At 38.0% G+C, this 17,158-nt stretch carries 15 protein-coding genes; 12 read left to right on the plus strand and 3 right to left on the minus strand.

Annotated features, from left to right (window positions below; all coding sequences use genetic code 11):
* Nucleotides 1-46 precede the first annotated feature (46 nt).
* Together RBH95_RS09920 and RBH95_RS09925 are read left to right on the plus strand one after the other, a co-directional pair.
* Nucleotides 47-454: a GNAT family N-acetyltransferase gene (locus tag RBH95_RS09920; protein WP_307899433.1), complete on the plus strand. Its 408-nt coding sequence runs from the start codon at nucleotides 47-49 to the stop codon at nucleotides 452-454.
* 246 nt (nucleotides 455-700) lie between these two features.
* Nucleotides 701-2,785 (plus strand): M48 family metallopeptidase, encoded by a 2,085-nt coding sequence (locus tag RBH95_RS09925; protein ID WP_307899434.1) that lies wholly within the window; start codon nucleotides 701-703, stop codon nucleotides 2,783-2,785.
* A gap of 70 nt (nucleotides 2,786-2,855) precedes the next feature.
* Here the strand turns inward: RBH95_RS09925 and RBH95_RS09930 are convergent, their stop codons facing one another.
* Nucleotides 2,856-4,322: a pyruvate kinase gene (locus RBH95_RS09930; RefSeq protein WP_307899435.1), complete on the minus strand. Its 1,467-nt coding sequence runs from the start codon at nucleotides 4,320-4,322 to the stop codon at nucleotides 2,856-2,858.
* Between the two features lie 283 nt (nucleotides 4,323-4,605).
* Here RBH95_RS09930 and RBH95_RS09935 point away from each other — a divergent pair, with 283 nt between their 5' ends.
* The 7 genes from RBH95_RS09935 to RBH95_RS09965 all read left to right on the plus strand — a co-directional run bounded on the left by RBH95_RS09935 (nucleotide 4,606) and on the right by RBH95_RS09965 (nucleotide 11,397).
* A complete protein-coding gene (locus RBH95_RS09935) occupies nucleotides 4,606-6,351 on the plus strand; it encodes an amidohydrolase (protein ID WP_307899436.1) in 1,746 nt (581 codons plus the stop codon).
* Nucleotides 6,352-6,484: 133 nt separating this feature from the next.
* The gene (locus RBH95_RS09940) at nucleotides 6,485-7,186 is read left to right on the plus strand and encodes an SIMPL domain-containing protein (protein WP_307899437.1); all 702 of its coding nucleotides are present in this window, start codon (nucleotides 6,485-6,487) and stop codon (nucleotides 7,184-7,186) included.
* A gap of 48 nt (nucleotides 7,187-7,234) precedes the next feature.
* The gene (locus RBH95_RS09945) at nucleotides 7,235-7,705 is read left to right on the plus strand and encodes a hypothetical protein (protein WP_307899438.1); all 471 of its coding nucleotides are present in this window, start codon (nucleotides 7,235-7,237) and stop codon (nucleotides 7,703-7,705) included.
* Nucleotides 7,706-7,863: 158 nt separating this feature from the next.
* Nucleotides 7,864-9,288: an amidohydrolase gene (locus RBH95_RS09950; protein ID WP_307899439.1), complete on the plus strand. Its 1,425-nt coding sequence runs from the start codon at nucleotides 7,864-7,866 to the stop codon at nucleotides 9,286-9,288.
* 32 nt (nucleotides 9,289-9,320) lie between these two features.
* The gene (locus tag RBH95_RS09955; protein ID WP_307899440.1) at nucleotides 9,321-9,905 is read left to right on the plus strand and encodes a HutD family protein; all 585 of its coding nucleotides are present in this window, start codon (nucleotides 9,321-9,323) and stop codon (nucleotides 9,903-9,905) included.
* Between the two features lie 88 nt (nucleotides 9,906-9,993).
* Nucleotides 9,994-10,551 carry a sugar O-acetyltransferase gene (locus tag RBH95_RS09960; RefSeq protein WP_307899441.1) on the plus strand — a complete coding sequence of 186 codons (558 nt, stop codon included), beginning with the start codon at nucleotides 9,994-9,996 and terminating at the stop codon, nucleotides 10,549-10,551.
* 15 nt (nucleotides 10,552-10,566) lie between these two features.
* Nucleotides 10,567-11,397 (plus strand): M23 family metallopeptidase, encoded by an 831-nt coding sequence (locus RBH95_RS09965; RefSeq protein WP_307899442.1) that lies wholly within the window; start codon nucleotides 10,567-10,569, stop codon nucleotides 11,395-11,397.
* Nucleotides 11,398-11,430: 33 nt separating this feature from the next.
* Here RBH95_RS09965 and RBH95_RS09970 read toward each other — a convergent pair whose 3' ends face one another.
* Together RBH95_RS09970 and RBH95_RS09975 are read right to left on the minus strand one after the other, a co-directional pair.
* A complete protein-coding gene (locus tag RBH95_RS09970) occupies nucleotides 11,431-13,068 on the minus strand; it encodes an ABC-F family ATP-binding cassette domain-containing protein (RefSeq protein ID WP_307899443.1) in 1,638 nt (545 codons plus the stop codon).
* A 123-nt stretch (nucleotides 13,069-13,191) separates the two neighbouring features.
* Entirely contained in the window at nucleotides 13,192-14,673 is a 1,482-nt protein-coding gene (locus tag RBH95_RS09975; RefSeq protein ID WP_307899444.1) for an aminopeptidase P N-terminal domain-containing protein, read from the minus strand.
* A 160-nt stretch (nucleotides 14,674-14,833) separates the two neighbouring features.
* On the opposite strand from RBH95_RS09975, the gene gcvT reads away from it, so the two are divergent.
* The 3 genes from gcvT to RBH95_RS09990 are packed head-to-tail and all read left to right on the plus strand — an operon-like array spanning nucleotide 14,834 to nucleotide 17,124.
* A complete protein-coding gene (gene gcvT / locus RBH95_RS09980; protein WP_307899446.1) occupies nucleotides 14,834-15,916 on the plus strand; it encodes a glycine cleavage system aminomethyltransferase GcvT in 1,083 nt (360 codons plus the stop codon).
* Between the two features lie 27 nt (nucleotides 15,917-15,943).
* The gene (locus tag RBH95_RS09985; RefSeq protein WP_307899447.1) at nucleotides 15,944-16,777 is read left to right on the plus strand and encodes a sugar nucleotide-binding protein; all 834 of its coding nucleotides are present in this window, start codon (nucleotides 15,944-15,946) and stop codon (nucleotides 16,775-16,777) included.
* A 56-nt stretch (nucleotides 16,778-16,833) separates the two neighbouring features.
* The gene (locus RBH95_RS09990) at nucleotides 16,834-17,124 is read left to right on the plus strand and encodes a 4a-hydroxytetrahydrobiopterin dehydratase (protein ID WP_307899448.1); all 291 of its coding nucleotides are present in this window, start codon (nucleotides 16,834-16,836) and stop codon (nucleotides 17,122-17,124) included.
* Nucleotides 17,125-17,158 lie beyond the last annotated feature (34 nt).

The raw sequence follows: 17,158 nt of genomic DNA on the forward strand, positions 1-17,158 counted from the left end.
CATAGCCCATTTCCTACCCGTTGCCTTACAAAATTAATAGTGAAACATGAAGCCATTTACGATCAAACAGGCCCCTATCCCTATTGATATTTATCAAAAACTGAGAAACCGTTGTGGACTCTCTGACAAAACAGAAGAGGCCTGTAACATTGGTCTTAAAAATTCTTTGTATTCTGTTGTAATTGAATTGGACAGCACCATTATAGGTATGGGGCGCCTTGTGGGGGACGGTGGCTGCTTTTGCCAAGTCGTGGATGTTTGTGTTTTGCCAGAGCATCAGGGCAAAGGATATGGCAAAGCCATCATGAGTAGCATTTCCAAGTATATCAATAAAAATTTACCTTCATCTTGTTCCGTAAGTCTTCTTACCGATAGGGATGCTCCTGCCTTATACAAAAAATTTGGTTTTCAAGACACCCTACCCATTACTAAAGGCATGTACATAAAAACATAGTTTTAGCATCAAAAAAATGTCGTTTCGAAAGTTTTCATGCCTATCAACCGTTAACAACACCATGTCACTTGTAAACTTTTAACTACTAGATATTTTCATTTATAATCTTCAAGAAAGAAGCTGTTTGTTTAAAAAGTGTCGATATCTTTTAACAAAATCAAAAGAATATTCTCACAATTTTTCAATCAAACTTTTATATTTGATATATATGACCCAATCATATTATTAACTAACCAACTTCTTTTTATGAAAACCGACCAAATCAAACTATCTCCTGAATTCAAAACTCAGACTACTAAATCCATAATAGTAATTTGCTTTTTTACAATTACTTATATATTACTTCTAGCCTTGGCTTGTGCATTAACTGCGTTATGTGTATATGCTGGGATCATGCTCATCATTTCAGTGCCTAGGTTCATTACATTGGCCTTGGGTGTAGGATTGGCAAGTTTAGGAATTCTTATTCTTTCCTTTCTTATAAAATTTATATTCAAATCTCATAAAGTCGATCGCTCTCACCTAATTGAAATAACCAAGGAGGAACAACCTACCTTATTCTCCATGATTCAAGAAATTGTAGATGAGGTGGGCACCAATTTCCCTAAAAAGGTTTACATGTCTCATGATGTGAATGCCGCCGTTTTTTACGATTCCAACTTTTGGAGCATGCTGTTTCCTATTAAAAAGAACCTATTAATTGGTATGGGGCTAGTCAATACCGTATCCAAGGAGGAACTAAAAGCTATTTTATCTCATGAATTTGGTCATTTTTCACAACGAACCATGAAAGTTGGCAGTTATGTTTATAATGTAAACCAGGTCATTTTCAATATGCTTTATGATAATGATTCCTATGAAAAAGGCGTTCAAAGTTGGGCTAATATAAGTGGCTACATAGCCATTTTTGCAATTTTGGCCATGAACATTATTAGCGGTATTCAATGGGTTTTAAGAAAACTATACGAAGTTGTCAATAAAAGTTATTTGGCCCTTTCAAGAGAAATGGAATTCCATGCTGATGAAATTGCTGCTAATGTTACGGGTATAGAACCTTTAAAAACATCGCTATTAAGAATGTCTCTAGCAGACCATGCTTTCAATAACGTTCTCTCCTTCTATCAAGAAAAAATATCCGAAAATATTAGTAGTGAGAATATTTATAAAGAGCATTTGTTTATAATGAACTTTTTTGCAAAAGATGCCAGCATCCCAATTGTTGAGGGGCTACCGGATGTTTCCTTAGGGGAGTTAAACAAGTTTAACAAATCAAAATTGGTAATAAAAGACCAATGGGCATCACACCCCAGCACCGAAGAAAGAATAAAAAAATTAGAGGAAACCCGAATCACTACTGAGCGAGCAGAACACATTCCGGCTAACGTCATATTTCATAACATTGAAGCGCTCCAACAACAAATTACTCAATTAATTTTTAAGGATATAGAGTACAAAGAAGAAGTATCCCCTTTGCCATTTGACAAATTTGAATCCCTCTTTTGCAAAGAATTTGTAGACAATTCATTTTCAAAAATATACCAAGGTTATTATGACAATAAAAACCCTTTGTTTTTTGACATAAATAAAATTGATTCCGACGGAAGAGCTGTAAACATAGAAGAACTCTTCTCCCAAGAGATGATCGATTTAGTCTATACTTCTATAGGTTTACAAAACGACATTGAAACCCTAGAACACGTTTCAAATAAAACAGTCAAAATAAAGACCTTCGACTACGACGGTAAAAAATATAAAAGAAAAGAGACTAATGCCCTTTTACGAAAACTTCGTCTTGAATTAGAAGAAATAAACAAGATAATTACAACCAATGACATTGCGGTTTTCAAATTCTTCAAAAGAAATGCTCAAACCGAAAGCCATCTTACAAAGTTGGAAACATTGTACAGGCATTTCTTTGAATTTGATAAAGCCTATGAAGAAAAACTTGACATCTACAATAAACTTTCAACCGAACTACAGTTTTTAAGTGTTACCACCTCTTTTGATCAAATTAGAGCTAATTTTATAAGTATAGCTGGTTTGGAATCAAAGCTAAAACGAGCCATAAAGGAGATGTTACAAGATCCCACCTATGAAAGCTCTATAACACTTGAAATGAGAGAGAATTTTGATTTATACCTTTCCAAAGAATGGAAATATTTTGGCAATGAAAATTATTTTGAAAGCAACTTAGAAATGCTCTTTTCAGCGTTAAACAACTATGTGTATTTATTGTCAAAAGGTTATTTTTTACTTAAAAAGAACCTCTTAGGGTATCAAGTTGAATTATTTGAAACCATGCCAAAAGAACCAGTATTATCGGAAAGATGACCATTTAAACAGAAAGCGTTCCCAACCAATAATGGTGTTCGATTTTAGAATGCTTTAAAAGTGTCAGTTATTATTTCAATTTCCTTAGCTTAGGTAACAGAGGTGCATTTTTATCTTGATAAGGTTCCATATGCTGAATAATTTGATCCAACATATCAATGGCTCGTAATATGTGCGGGCCTTTGTTCAACATGATACATTCTGCTTTTGTTGCGGTAACGGCATCGGTAATTTCGGAACGGCTGGGCAAGCCTTTTTTAGCCAAATTCTCAAGTACCTGTGTGGCCCAAACTATAGGGATATGACAAGCATTGCAAAGAGCCAACATCTCCTTTTGAATATACCCCATGTTTTCCCAACTAGTTTCAATAGCTAAATCACCTCGAGCAATCATCACCCCTACTTTAGGAGCTTTCATGGCTTCCAAAAGAATAGCACTTAGCTGGTTGTAGGCTCCCTGAGTTTCTATTTTATATATAATACCAAGAGTTTCTAAAACCCCTAATTCTTCCAAATAGTGGTGCATTTCCTTAACATCCTCAACGGTGTTGACAAATGAAAAATTTACTATATCGGCATATTGGGCAATAAACTTTAAATTCTCTTTATCGGTATGGGTTAAGCCACGAATATTCAAATTGGAATCCGGAAAATTAATGCCTTTATCCGGTTTTAACTTCGAACCTTTTTCGCTGGCCCTTACAATTTTAATTTCAGCGCCTTCTTTAATTAATTTTGAAACAGTTCCTTTTATTGCACCATCATCAAAATAAACCCTATCACCTTCTTTTATATATGAAAACACCTCTGGCAAGGTACAGGATACCATACAAGGCTCTTTTCCCTTTTTATTTTTTTTGGCCATCATTGGGGTTTTGGACAACAGCAACGTATCGCCTTCCTTTAAAACAATGGCCTTTTCCATTTCACCCGTACGGATTTTTGGTCCGCCTATATCCATAGCTATAATGGTGCGTTTGCCCAACTCGATATCAGCTGCTTTAATATGTTCTATGATATGCAGCCAATCGTTCTGTGAATCATGGGCACAATTAATTCTGGCAATCTTCATACCTTTTTCAATCATCTGCTTGACAAATTCAGGATCATTAGCAGTAAATCCAGGCATGGTAACCATTATACGTTGCTTTCTGTTTCGAGGAGGCTCCCCAAATAAAAGTTCAGTGTTTTTTGCTAGAATCTTGTCGCTTTCTTCAATTGAAACCGTGTATTTCTCTGGCCATTTACTAGGGGCATCCAATAATTTAGACAAATAAAAACGGGTGATTTTTACACTGGCCTCTGTATGGGCTTCTGCCCTTGCCAAACGCGACATCCCTAACACGCCCAAGGCGTATTGCAGATTCCGTAAATCAAAAGATCTTAAAGAAAGATAATTGACTAAATTCAAGGCACTTTTTTGATGATTGGAATGTATCTCCTCCAATCTTTCCAAAAAAGTTTGTCCGTCAAGGTGCATTTTTTCAAGGATTGCATCCAATTCTTGAATCATTGCTTGCAGGTCTTTAGTCCCCATGGCTAATGTTTCTACAAAGTTCTAAAATTAAAAGGTGGCACTAGATGATATCCCTCATATCCAAGGGAATTTTTCAATAAGTTTAAAGATACTCATTTTGATGAGACCACTAACCAATTAAATACAATTCGATCTAAAAATATCATCGACAAAATAAAACCAACTCCCTAACTTACAACTTGTTAAAGAACACCGATTTGAGTATCTTAGTACAAGGTATTGCCTTTACCTACAAATCATTAGGTATAGGGTCTACCATAATTAAAATTAAAACTAAAAATCAATGAAACTTAAGATGCTGTTTTTGTTGTTAACAGGAATTGTATTAACAACATCTTGTAAAGAAACTCCCAAGGCCCCCAAAACAGACACTTCTACCCCTTTAGAAACCTCCAATGCTAAGGTTTATTACAACGGGGATATTATTACCATGGAAGGAGATACACCTGAATATGTGGAAGCTATTGTTGTAAAAGATGGAAAAATTGCCTTTACGGGTAAAAGCGATGAGGCTATGACTGTAGCTGGACCAGGCCATAAAATGATCAACCTTAATGGACATACCTTACTTCCTGGGTTTATGGATGGTCATGGTCATGCTTGGAATGCCGGATTTCAAGCCGTATCTGCCAATTTATTACCGGCACCAGACGGTGAGGGCAAAAGCATCGACGATATCATACGTTTACTCAATGATTGGAAAGCAAACAACACTGACGCCATTTCAAAATATGGTGCTATTGTAGGGTTTGGATATGATGACTCTCAATTAAAGGAAAAAAGGCATCCAACAGCTGATGATTTAGATAAAGTTTCCACGGAAGTACCTGTTTTTATCATTCACCAATCAGGCCATTTAGCCTCTACCAACCATAAAGGTTTGGAAGCAGCAGGTTATACTGAAGGTGTCCAAGATCCAGCGGGAGGTTCTATCCGCAGAGAGGAAGGCACCGATATTCCAAATGGCGTATTGGAAGAAATGGCCAGTTTTATTCCTCTAATAAAGTTCATGTCCACTTTAGACACTAAAGCCAATGAACTTATCGCCAAAGCAGGAATTGACGCTTACCTCAAGTTTGGTTACACCACCGTCCAAGAAGGAAGAGCAACATCAGACAATTGTGAAACTTGGAAAACCTTGGCCAGCAGGAATGAACTCCCTGTAGATGTAGCAGCTTATCCAGATATACAATCTCAAATGGATTATATGTTGGCTAATGGCGCTAGTGACAACTATACTAATCATTACAGAATAGCGGGTGTAAAACTATCCTTGGATGGTTCTCCTCAGGGGAAAACCGCATGGTTAACCCAACCTTATGTGGTACCGCCTACTGGAAAATCTAAGGATTATAAAGGATACCCTGCTATAAAAGAAGATACGGAAGTTACTAGATTTATAGATTCAGCCTACGCCCACAATTGGCAAATTTTAACACACTGCAACGGTGATGCTGCGGGTGACCAATTGATAAAAGCTGTTACAAAAGCTACGGAAACGTATGGAAAAGAAGACAGACGACCTGTAATGATACATTCGCAAACCGTTCGGTTTGACCAATTGGATAAGATGAAAGATTTAGGTATGTACCCCTCCTTTTTTAGTATGCACACCTATTATTGGGGCGATTGGCACCGAGATGAGACCCTAGGAAAAGAACGTGCCTATAAAATATCCCCAACGGCAACAGCCTTGAAAAAAGGCATGATTTTCACCGAGCACCACGATGCCCCTGTGGCTTTACCTAGCAGTATTATGATTTTACATACTACGGTAAATAGAGTGAGCAGATCTGGAGACATTATTGGACCACATGAAAGAGTAAGTCCATACATTGGTTTATGCTCCCTTACCAAATGGGCCGCCCACCAATATTTTGAGGAAAACACTAAAGGCACTTTAAAAGCAGGAAAATTAGCTGACTTGGTAATTTTGGACCAAAACCCTTTAAAAATTGACCCTATGAGCATTAAGGATATCACCGTTCTAGAAACTATTAAAGAAGGGAATACTGTTTATAAGAAGTAATTTTTCCTTGTCATTGTTACAGTAATATACCCTCAACTTTGGTTGGGGGTATTTTACTCAACAAGACTCCTATTTCACTCATTTTAAGTTAAATTATATTTCATAACCATATATCTTTAGAAAAACAACGTATATGAAATCAATTACCTTTTACGCCTTATTACTTTTTTGTGTTTTCACTCTACAAGCTCAAAACATCCAACAAAGATTTATAGAAGTTACTGGAAGTGCTGAAATGTTAATAGACCCTGATGAATTTACCTTTATTATTGGAATCCAAGAATATTGGAAAGAAGAATTTGAACCTAAAAAAGAATTTGAAGATTACCAAACAAAAGTCCCCATGAATGAAATAGAAAGTCAATTAATAAAGGATTTGACAAGCATGGGAATTTCCAAAGAAAATATCAAAGCCACAGAAGTAGGGAATTCTTGGAGACATCGTGGGAAAGAGTTTTTAATAGGTAAGCAGATTGAAATAAAACTAGTAAACTTTAATACAATAAACACCTTAATTTCTCAATTGGACTCCAAAGGAATAGATTACATGCGTATTGGAGAATTGAAAAACAACAACCTCTCAAATTACAGGAGAGAAGTTAAAACAAAAGCTCTATTAGCTGCAAAAGACAAGGCTTCATATCTACTTCAAGCTTTAGACGAAACTCTAGGCAATGTAATTTCTATTACTGAGATAAATTCAGACAACTACTTTTGGCAACCTGCTATGGCTAAAAGTAATGTTATGATGAGCTCTCCAGAAAACAGTCTAGTGGAAAACGAGAAAAAAATAAAATTACGTTATGAGATAAATGTAAGATTTGAAATACAATAATATTCTATATATTTAACCAAACAAATTAACTAACCTAACATTTTTTTCATGAAGAAACTACTTCTTTTAATGGCTTTGGTATTGGCATGTCCTTTCGCAAAGGCCCAAGATTTTTCAAAATTAAATAACTACGAGTTCAAAACCGCTGAAAGCTACCAACCTCAAGAAGACAATGTCCTGCTTTGCGCCAATTATCTATTTAACAATCCTGCTAATCAAAATGAAATGAATAGAAAAATCTCTATACAATTCATTACAAAATGGATGACCGGAACTCCAAATTATGATTTTGTTTTAGATGAAAATGTACTAGAGCTTACCAAAGGTAATGACGCCCTTTTTGGATTATATATGGCTGCTATGACCAAGGTCGTTTTGGAGCACAAAGGAACAACGCTTTCTCCTGACCAAGTATATCAACAAGTAGAAAACATCTTGGTTGACTATTGCGCTAACGAGGAGAACAATATGAAACCCTCCAAAAAAATCAAGAAACTCATTAAAAACGGAAAACGTTAATACTCATTTTAAAACTTATTTTTAAAGGGCGCCTATTGGCGCCTTTATTTTTATCCATATATATTGAATTTCAATTAATATAAATACGGAACATCATAAAACAAACTCGTTCGTTTTCACTATCTTAGATTTAGGCTAATTCAAACATCATAAATACAATGAAAACAAGCTTACGTTTTCTCTTATTCCTCTGCTTCATTCATATTACAGGTACTGCTCAAATCACAAAACAAGCTGTGATTACAAACATGGACGCCAAACAAGACTACTACTCTGGGATAGCCAAACAACTTTGGGAAGAACCGGAATTGAGCTATTTGGAAGAACGCAGTGCAACACTTCTTCAAAACGAACTCAACAAAGCAGGGTTTTCCATTGAAAAAGGAGTCGCTAATATTCCTACTGCTTTTGTGGCTTCTTATGGATCAGGAAGTCCTGTAATTGCCGTTTTAGGAGAGTTTGATGCCCTTCCGGGAATGTCTCAGGAAGCAGTCCCCTATCAACAACCTAGAATTGAAGGGGCCCCAGGGCAAGCTTGTGGACATCATTTATTTGGAGCTGGAGCTCTTGCGGCGGCCATAGCTGTTAAGGACTGGCTGCAAACCACCAATACTTCTGGCACTATTCGTTACTATGGTACTCCTGCGGAGGAAGGTGGCTCCGGAAAAGTGTATATGGTGAGAGCTGGCCTTTTTAATGATGTAGATGCGGTATTGACCTGGCACCCTTGGAATGAAAACAATTCCAACCCTAGCACCAATTTGGCAACCATTTCTGGAAAATTCAGATTTAAAGGAACATCTGCTCATGCTGCCGCTGCCCCCGAAATGGGAAGGTCGGCATTAGATGCCGTGGAAAGTATGAACATGATGGTAAATTTGTTACGCGAACATACCACAGAATCCACGCGCATTCATTATGTAATTACCAAAGGAGGAGATGCTCCCAACATTGTCCCTGCCGAAGCCGAAGTTTATTATGTGGTGCGACATGCCAATAGAGACGAAGTCAAAAATGTTTGGAACAGAATTGTAAAAGCCGCCGAAGGTGCCGCTTTGGGCACAGAAACAACCATGAATTACGAAATTATTGGGGGAACCTATGACAAACTCCCCAATGAGGCCTTAGCCCAAATAATGCATGACAACTTGACCTTGGTTGGAGGCGTCCACTACACACAAAACGAACTGGATTTTGCCAAAGCCATTCAAAAAACACTCTCCAAGCCAGAGCCTTTGGATAAGGCAGAAATCATCCAACCAATGGCCTTTACCTATGGAAAAGCTTCTGCCGATACCGCTGACGTTAGTTGGGCTGTGCCACTAAGCCAAATTAGAACGGCAACCTGGGTACCCGGAACGCCAGCACATAGTTGGCAGGCCGTTGCAGCAGGTGGCAGCAGTATTGGCTTTAAAGGTATGATGGTAGCCGCCAAAACATTGGCATTGTCTGCCATAGATTTATACACTTCTCCAGAATTATTGAAAGACATCCGCACAGAGTTTAACCAAAGGCGCGGAACAGATTATAAATATGAAGCACTATTGGGAAACAGGCAACCAGCCTTAGACTATCGCAAATAGACAGCACCAAGAATCCTCTAAATTAATAAACAGTGAATTACAGCATTTACACCCCCGACGACTTTAAACCAAAATCTTGGAGTGGAGGCACCACTACTGAACTGTGCATTTTTCCCTCTGAAGCTTCCTATAAAGCATTGAATTTTGATTTCAGATTAAGCACAGCTACAGTAGACATTGAAACTTCAAAATTTACCAAACTGCCGGGAATCTCACGTCAATTGATGGTTTTGGAAGGCAATATTACCTTAAAGCATCAAAATCATCATAACGCTACGCTTAATGCAGGAGAGATTGATTGCTTTGATGGTGATTGGACAACTACTTCCAAAGGGACTTGTACAGATTTCAACCTAATGACCTCCAAAGACATCAAAGGAAAACTGTCTGCTCTGGACTTAAAACTCTATAAACGTACAAGTTTTGAAATAGATAAGTCAACATCGTTTTTCGGTTTGTATCTCTATACCGGTTCTTTAAGTATTTTCTTTGAAGACCAGCAGGTGAACTTGCAAAAAGGGCATCTATTTTGTTTTAAAGATCCAATTCCAACATCCTTGTCTTTATTTGCAAATGCGAATTGTCTGGGAGCTATTGTTGACATTAAAAAACATTGAAATGCGATGACTTTCCAATGAACAAATCCCTACAATTTAAATTCAATCAATAGTTTTTATTAATTTCACTGAAGCAATTAAACTCCATATGAAAACCGAAAGAGAAAAAATGATAGCTGGAGAGCCTTATGATGCGCATTGTAAAGAAATGATAGACTTAAGAACCAAAGTCAAGCGCATTCTTCACAAACTAAATGTCACCGAATACTACACCGATAAATTTCAGGAGACCATAAATGAACTTTGTCCTAACTCCGCAAAAGACATTCATCTAGAACCGCCTTTCTATTGTGATTATGGTGAACACATCTTTGCTGGAGAAGGTGTATTTGTGAATTTTGGAGCCGTCATCCTTGATGGCGCCAAAGTAACCATTGGTAGAAAAACCTTGATTGCACCTGGTGTACACATTTACACGGCACAACATCCTCTAAATATTGAAGACCGTCGAGTTTGGGAAGACTGTAAACCCGTAACCATTGGTGAGGAATGTTGGATTGGAGGGCACGCCACCATTTGTCCGGGCGTAACCATTGGAGACCGAAGTGTTATAGGTGCTGGTTCCGTAGTCACTAAAGATATTCCAGCAGATGTTTTGGCGGTTGGCAATCCTGCAAGAGTAATTAGAAATCTGAATGAAGCATAACAATCCGTAACTATTTTGAAATTCATTGTATTCCCTCTAATAGCGTTTCTAATTTCTACTTCCGGTATATTGTGCCAAACAAAGCAAAAAGATGCACCTAGCTCCTATTTGGATGACTTCCATTTTAAGTGGATAACTAAAAAAGATACTTTCCATCTAAAGGCTCAAAGCAAATCCTATGCGCCCATCGAAATCATTATTAGCGACAGACAAACCGAAAAAGAACTGTATTCACTGTTGCTTCAACCTTTTGACAGTGTTGCTATTTTAAAATTAAAAGGAAATGACTTAAACTCGGTAAAACAAAAAATTTCAGACAGTTTGAAAATTGGATACTATTTTGGGCATCCAGACATCATTAAACCCAATTTAAACCATCCCTACACGTTACCTTTCAGTAAAGGTAAAGCTTATGAGGTAAGCCAAGGTTTTAATGGAAAAACATCCCACAACCATATAGCTTCAAGATATGCTATAGACTTCCAACTAAATATTGGAGAACCTGTTTACGCAGCTCGTTCAGGAACTGTAGTAAAAGTAATCGACTGGTTTTCCAAACAAGGAGGCCCTGAATTAAAAAATGCAGCCAACAAGATTATAATCTTGCATGAAGATGGCACTATAGCCAATTACGCCCACCTAGATTATAAGGGATCTTTGGTACAGGAAGGTATGTATGTAGAAGCTGGACAAAAAATAGGCACTTCTGGTTTAACTGGATATACCAATGGTCCTCACTTACATTTTGTTGTTAGGAAGGAACGTGACATAGCCATTCCAATCCAATTTGAAGGATATGAAAACCGTAACCTCAAAAAAGGTAAGCGTTATATAAGAAAACAATAGAAAAGTTCGATTTCTCTTTAAAAGCCTCCACAACTATTTCATGAGTTGAATGTCTGCAATTCGCTCCATGCGATTACGTTCCAAAAAGGCATCGATCGTTTCAAAATGCTCAATCACACGTTGATCCTTAAATTCGAATACTTTTTGTGACAAGCCTTGAAGGAAATCACGATCGTGGGATACTAGAATCATTGTTCCGTCGAAATCTAAAAGAGCCTCTTTCAACACCTCTTTAGATTTTAGGTCCAAGTGATTGGTAGGCTCATCCAGAATCAAAAGGTTCACAGGTTCCAATAACAACTTTACCATTGCCAAACGTGTCTTCTCCCCTCCTGAAAGTACGCCTACTTTTTTATCGATATCGTCTCCAGAGAACATAAAACGTCCCAATATATTCTTGATTTGGGTTCTAATTTCTCCTTGTGCCACTTCATCTACGGTTTGGAAAATGGTCAGTTCATTATCCAATAATGACGCTTGATTTTGGGCAAAGTAGCCCACTTTTACATTATGCCCTAATTGGCAAGTTCCTTCAACCTCAATTTCATTTAAAATAGCCTTGATCATGGTCGACTTTCCTTCTCCATTTCGCCCAACAAAACATACCTTCTCACCTCTTGAAATAGACATGCTGGCATTTCGAAACACCACTTTATCTCCATAGGCCTTAGATACTTCCTGAACCGTTACAGGATAATCCCCTGAACGAGGTGCTGGCGGGAAACGTAATTTTAATGCTGAGGTATCGATTTCATCCACCTCAATAATTTCCAATTTTTCCAACATCCGTTCTCGCGAAGCTACTTGATTGGTTTTGGAAAACGTCCCCTTGAAACGCTCAATAAACGCCATGTTATCGGCAATAAACTTTTGCTGTTCTTGATAGGCCTTCAATTGATGAGCACGGCGTTCTTCACGCAATTGCAAATAATGGGAATAGTTGGCTTTATAATCATAAATGCGGCCCATGGTTACCTCAATGGTCCTGTTGGTAATATTATCAATAAACGCCTTGTCGTGAGAAATTACCAACACCGCATTGGCTTTATTCACTAGGAAATCCTCTAACCAAATCACCGATTCAATATCGATATGGTTGGTAGGCTCATCCAAAAGGATCAAATCCGGTTTTTGAAGCAAGATTTTGGCCAACTCAATACGCATACGCCATCCACCACTAAACTCCTTTGTTTGTCTTTTAAAATCTTCCTGCTTAAACCCCAATCCCTTCAAAGCCTTTTCAACCTCGGCATCATAGTTCACTTCCTCCAAAGCATAGTACTTCTCTCCAAGATCGGCAACTCGTTCAATTATTTTCATGTATGCCTCACTTTCATAATCGGTTCTGGTTTCCAATTCCTTGTTCAGGGCATCCATTTCATCACGCATAGCAAACACATGTTTAAAGGCTTTGGCAGCCTCTTCAAACACCGTGCAATTATCTTCCGTCAACAAATGCTGTGGCAAGTATGCAATCACGGCATCTTTAGGGCTTCTCACATGACCTCTGGTAGCTTTTTGTGCTCCAGCGATAATTTTCATCATGGTAGATTTTCCCGCACCGTTTTTTCCCATTAAGGCAATCTTATCGGTTGGATTAATCACAAAGGAAACATCTTTAAATAAAGTTGTTCCGTTAAATTCTACTGCTAAATTATCTATCGAGATCATGGTTTCATTTTTAAAGGCGCGAAGGTACTAAAAAGGGCAATGCTGTGGAAGATTTTATAAAAAATCACATTCCCTTATAGCATTGCCCAATAAACTTAAAATATGTTGTGTTTTTAAAAGTCCTTAGTTCAAACTAGGAACCTCAAACGTCCCAAAAGGACTCTCTTCTTTCATCAAAGATTCAATCCCCTCAGAGGTTCTTGGGGCTTCCGCTGAAAGGTTTACCGGACCGTTTTGGGTAATTAGAATATCGTCCTCGATTCGCACCGCAATGCCCCACCATTTTTTATCGCAAGGACTACCCTCCTGAATATAGATGCCGGGTTCCACTGTAATCACCATATTAGCTTCCAAATCGCCTCTAAGTCCCGCGTCATGAACATCCAATCCTAAATAATGAGACGTTCCGTGAGGGAAATATTGTCTGCCTTCCTCCAATGATTTTGTGATGCCTAATTTCATAAGTCCTTCGTAAACCACCTCTCGAGCGGCCTTGTCTGGAGCTTTATAGGCACTACCTACTTTGGAAGCTGCAATACCGGCCTCCTGAGCCTTGTATACCAAATCATAAATTGCTTTTTGTTCTTTCGTAAATTTTCCATTGGCAGGAATGGTTCTAGTCACATCGGCTGAATACCCATGATACTCCGCCCCCAAATCCATCAACACCAAATCGTTTCCAACTTTGGTTTTGGAATTCTCAATATAGTGCAGCACACAACCGTTATGCCCGGCGCCTACAATACTCGGGTAGCCCTCATACTCGCTGCCATATCGTTTGTAAATATACTCATGAACTCCCTGAATTTCAGTTTCGGACATTCCAGGGTGCATTGCCTTCATAATTTCTCGTTGCCCCATGGCAGAAATTCGGATGGCTTTGGTCAGCAATACCAATTCTTCTTCTGTTTTAATCTGACGCAACCCTGCCATTAAATTGGACAAGGTTTTAGTATCTGTTTTTACGTTCGTATTTTTTAAGATAGCTTCATCAGGAAGTTCTGGATTTTCACCTGTATGGGAAATGCTGTAATTCGTTTGCCATTGTACTTGGCTTTTAAAGGATTTGATCAAATCAAACAAATCGGCTTTATCTCCTTTGGAATCTCTATAATCATCCTGGAATGGTTTGAATAAAACACTATCAAAACCAGCATAGTCAATTCCTGAATCCAAAAATTCTTTCCCGTTAAGAGCTGTTTCAAATTCCAACTGTTTCTTTGCGCCTTCTACTCCCAAACGATAGCCTGTCCATTGTTCTGCCTTAGCATTACGCTCCTGCACATAAATAATTTCATTATAAGAATTCCCCTCAGCATCCGTTTGCATTTCAGAAAAAATTACCAAAACGGCATGTGGTTCCTTATAGCCTGTCAGATAATAAAAATCCGGATCTTGGTGGTATACGTAATCCACATCATTGGCACGATTTCTAACCGCATTGGCAAAAAATACAGCCACACTGTGTTCTGGCATAGACTCACGCAAAGCCTCTCTTCTTTCTTTGTGGAATTCAGCCGACAAATAATCTTGTGGAACATCTTTTTGAGCCTGTACCGTTATACAAAACAGACTACTTAACACCATAAAAACGAGAGATTTCATATACTATAAATTTGTTAGCGTGTAAAAATAAGAACATTCTTAAATGTACAGCCCAATGCTTTTCTGTTTAACATAGTTTTAAACCCATTTTATGGGATGCCCTTTCTTCAAAACCAGATAAAATTCTCTACTTTTGCGCAACATTCAATATAATTTAGAAATGAAAAATACAGCCTTAACAGCCACTCATGAAGCACTTGGCGCCAAAATGGTTCCGTTTGCAGGATTTAATATGCCCGTACAATATGAGGGTGTTAATATAGAACATGAAACCGTTAGAAAAGCCGTTGGTGTTTTTGATGTAAGCCATATGGGCGAATTCTTGATTGAAGGGCCTCACGCTTTGGAATTGATACAAAAAGTAAGCAGCAACGATGCTTCCAAATTAGCAATCGGAAAGGCACAATACAGTTGCATGCCAAATGACGATGGTGGTATTGTTGACGATTTAATTATCTACCAACTTAAGGAAGAAACCTATCTTTTGGTGGTAAATGCTAGTAACATTGAAAAGGATTGGAACTGGATTTCTTCCAAGAATGATGTTGGTGCAGAGATGCGCAATTTAAGTGACGATTATTCGTTATTGGCTATACAAGGTCCCAAAGCCGTAGAAGCTATGCAATCACTTACAAGCCATGATCTATCCGCAATCAAATTCTACAATTTTGTTGTAGGTGACTTTGCTGGGCTTGACAACATCATCATTTCTGCGACTGGCTATACTGGAAGTGGTGGTTTTGAAATTTACTGCAAAAACGACCAGGCTCAACAAGTTTGGGACAAGGTGTTTGAAGCTGGTGCCGACTATGGTATCAAACCAATTGGTTTGGCTGCTCGCGACACTTTGCGTTTAGAAATGGGATACTGTTTATACGGTAACGATATCAATGACACAACCTCTCCTCTTGAAGCAGGTTTGGGATGGATTACCAAATTCACTAAAGACTTCACCAATAGCGAAGCTTTAAAACAACAAAAAGAAGAAGGTGTACAACGTAAATTGGTTGCCTTTGAACTTGACGAGCGTGGTATTCCAAGACAAGGTTACGATATTGTTGACGCTGAAGGCAATGTGATTGGTCAAGTTACTTCTGGAACCATGTCTCCTTCATTAGGAAAAGGTATTGGATTGGGTTACGTTCCTACTGCCCTTGCTGGAGTAGACAATAAAATCCACATTCAAATTAGAAAAAATGCCATTCCTGCAACGGTGGTTAAATTGCCCTTTTATAAAGGCTAGCAAACTATTGGGAAAAGACGGAAATTAATGCAGGAGGCCACAAATAAACATAGGATTTTAATTTTAGGAGCAAGCGGCTTTTTGGGCAATGCCCTTTATAAAGAGCTTTGCTCCTATTTTAAAACCTTTGGCACCTACCGAATTCCTAAAAAAGACTTTGAAAACAACGCTCATTTTTTTCCTTACAATGTAGAAGAAGATGACGTTATAGAAATCATTGAGGCTGTTAAGCCAACGATTATCATTTCTTCTCTACGCGGCGACTTTCATGCCCAAACTATTGCACATCAGCATATCTCGGATTATTTACTATCCCATAAACAATGTAAACTAATCTTTTTGTCGTCTGCCAATGTGTTTGATGCTTATAGTAAGTTCCCTAGTTACGAACTGGACAAAACCTTTAGCCATAGCATTTATGGGCATTTCAAAATAAAAATTGAGAACATGCTATTACGGCTTCCCAAAAAGCAAGTCGTTATTGCTCGCTTACCAATGGTATTGGGAACACAATGCCCTAGAATCAAAGAGCTTAAGCAACATATTGGAGAAGGTACCGCTGTAGAAGTGTTCCCAAACATTATCATGAACGTTACCACAGATGCTAAAATCACCCAACAACTCCATTACATTATCAACAGGAACAAGTCGGGAGTTTTTCATCTTGGTAGTACAGATTTGGTGCACCACGACGAATTTATTAAAGACATTGTAAAACTGCTCACGGATAATAAAATCAATTTTAAGCAGGTCTATACCACCAATGAAGATCGTTATTTGGCAGTTTTACCTAAATACAACCTTTTGCCAAAGCACCTTCAAATTTCCAGTACTCAAGTTTTAGAAGAACTCAACAAATAAAACAAGGCTTCCTCCAATTATTTTTTTAAATTTAAGGGTAACCAATTTTATATTTTATGAAAGCATTAACCCAAGAAGCCATTGAAAAAAAATTATTGCGTTTCCCTGACTGGGAGTATTACGAAAACGCCATTCATGTTGAATTTGAATTTGACAACTTTAAGGATTGTTTCAGCGCTATGAGCCGAATAGCTTTTGAGTGCGAAGCCTTAAACCACCATCCCAATTGGACAAATGTCTACAATGTTCTTACCATTTCACTGTCTACCCATAGTGCCGATGGTGTAACCGAAAAGGATTTTGAACTAGCACAAGCCATAGAAACCATTGTTGAAGTGCAAGAATAAGAAATTGGCAACCTTATTTTTATAGCATCACTTT

It is taken from the genome of Mangrovimonas sp. YM274, from assembly GCF_030908385.1.
GTDB lineage: Bacteria > Bacteroidota > Bacteroidia > Flavobacteriales > Flavobacteriaceae > Mangrovimonas_A.

Coding starts and splice junctions, on each gene's coding strand:
- RBH95_RS09920 (WP_307899433.1), top strand. CDS start 47: ATGAAGCCATTTACGATCAAACAGGCCCCTATCCCTATTGATATTTAT.
- RBH95_RS09925 (WP_307899434.1), top strand. CDS start 701: ATGAAAACCGACCAAATCAAACTATCTCCTGAATTCAAAACTCAGACT.
- RBH95_RS09930 (WP_307899435.1), bottom strand. CDS start 4,322: ATGGGGACTAAAGACCTGCAAGCAATGATTCAAGAATTGGATGCAATC.
- RBH95_RS09935 (WP_307899436.1), top strand. CDS start 4,606: ATGAAACTTAAGATGCTGTTTTTGTTGTTAACAGGAATTGTATTAACA.
- RBH95_RS09940 (WP_307899437.1), top strand. CDS start 6,485: ATGAAATCAATTACCTTTTACGCCTTATTACTTTTTTGTGTTTTCACT.
- RBH95_RS09945 (WP_307899438.1), top strand. CDS start 7,235: ATGAAGAAACTACTTCTTTTAATGGCTTTGGTATTGGCATGTCCTTTC.
- RBH95_RS09950 (WP_307899439.1), top strand. CDS start 7,864: ATGAAAACAAGCTTACGTTTTCTCTTATTCCTCTGCTTCATTCATATT.
- RBH95_RS09960 (WP_307899441.1), top strand. CDS start 9,994: ATGAAAACCGAAAGAGAAAAAATGATAGCTGGAGAGCCTTATGATGCG.
- RBH95_RS09970 (WP_307899443.1), bottom strand. CDS start 13,068: ATGATCTCGATAGATAATTTAGCAGTAGAATTTAACGGAACAACTTTA.
- RBH95_RS09975 (WP_307899444.1), bottom strand. CDS start 14,673: ATGAAATCTCTCGTTTTTATGGTGTTAAGTAGTCTGTTTTGTATAACG.
- gcvT (WP_307899446.1), top strand. CDS start 14,834: ATGAAAAATACAGCCTTAACAGCCACTCATGAAGCACTTGGCGCCAAA.
- RBH95_RS09985 (WP_307899447.1), top strand. CDS start 15,944: ATGCAGGAGGCCACAAATAAACATAGGATTTTAATTTTAGGAGCAAGC.
- RBH95_RS09990 (WP_307899448.1), top strand. CDS start 16,834: ATGAAAGCATTAACCCAAGAAGCCATTGAAAAAAAATTATTGCGTTTC.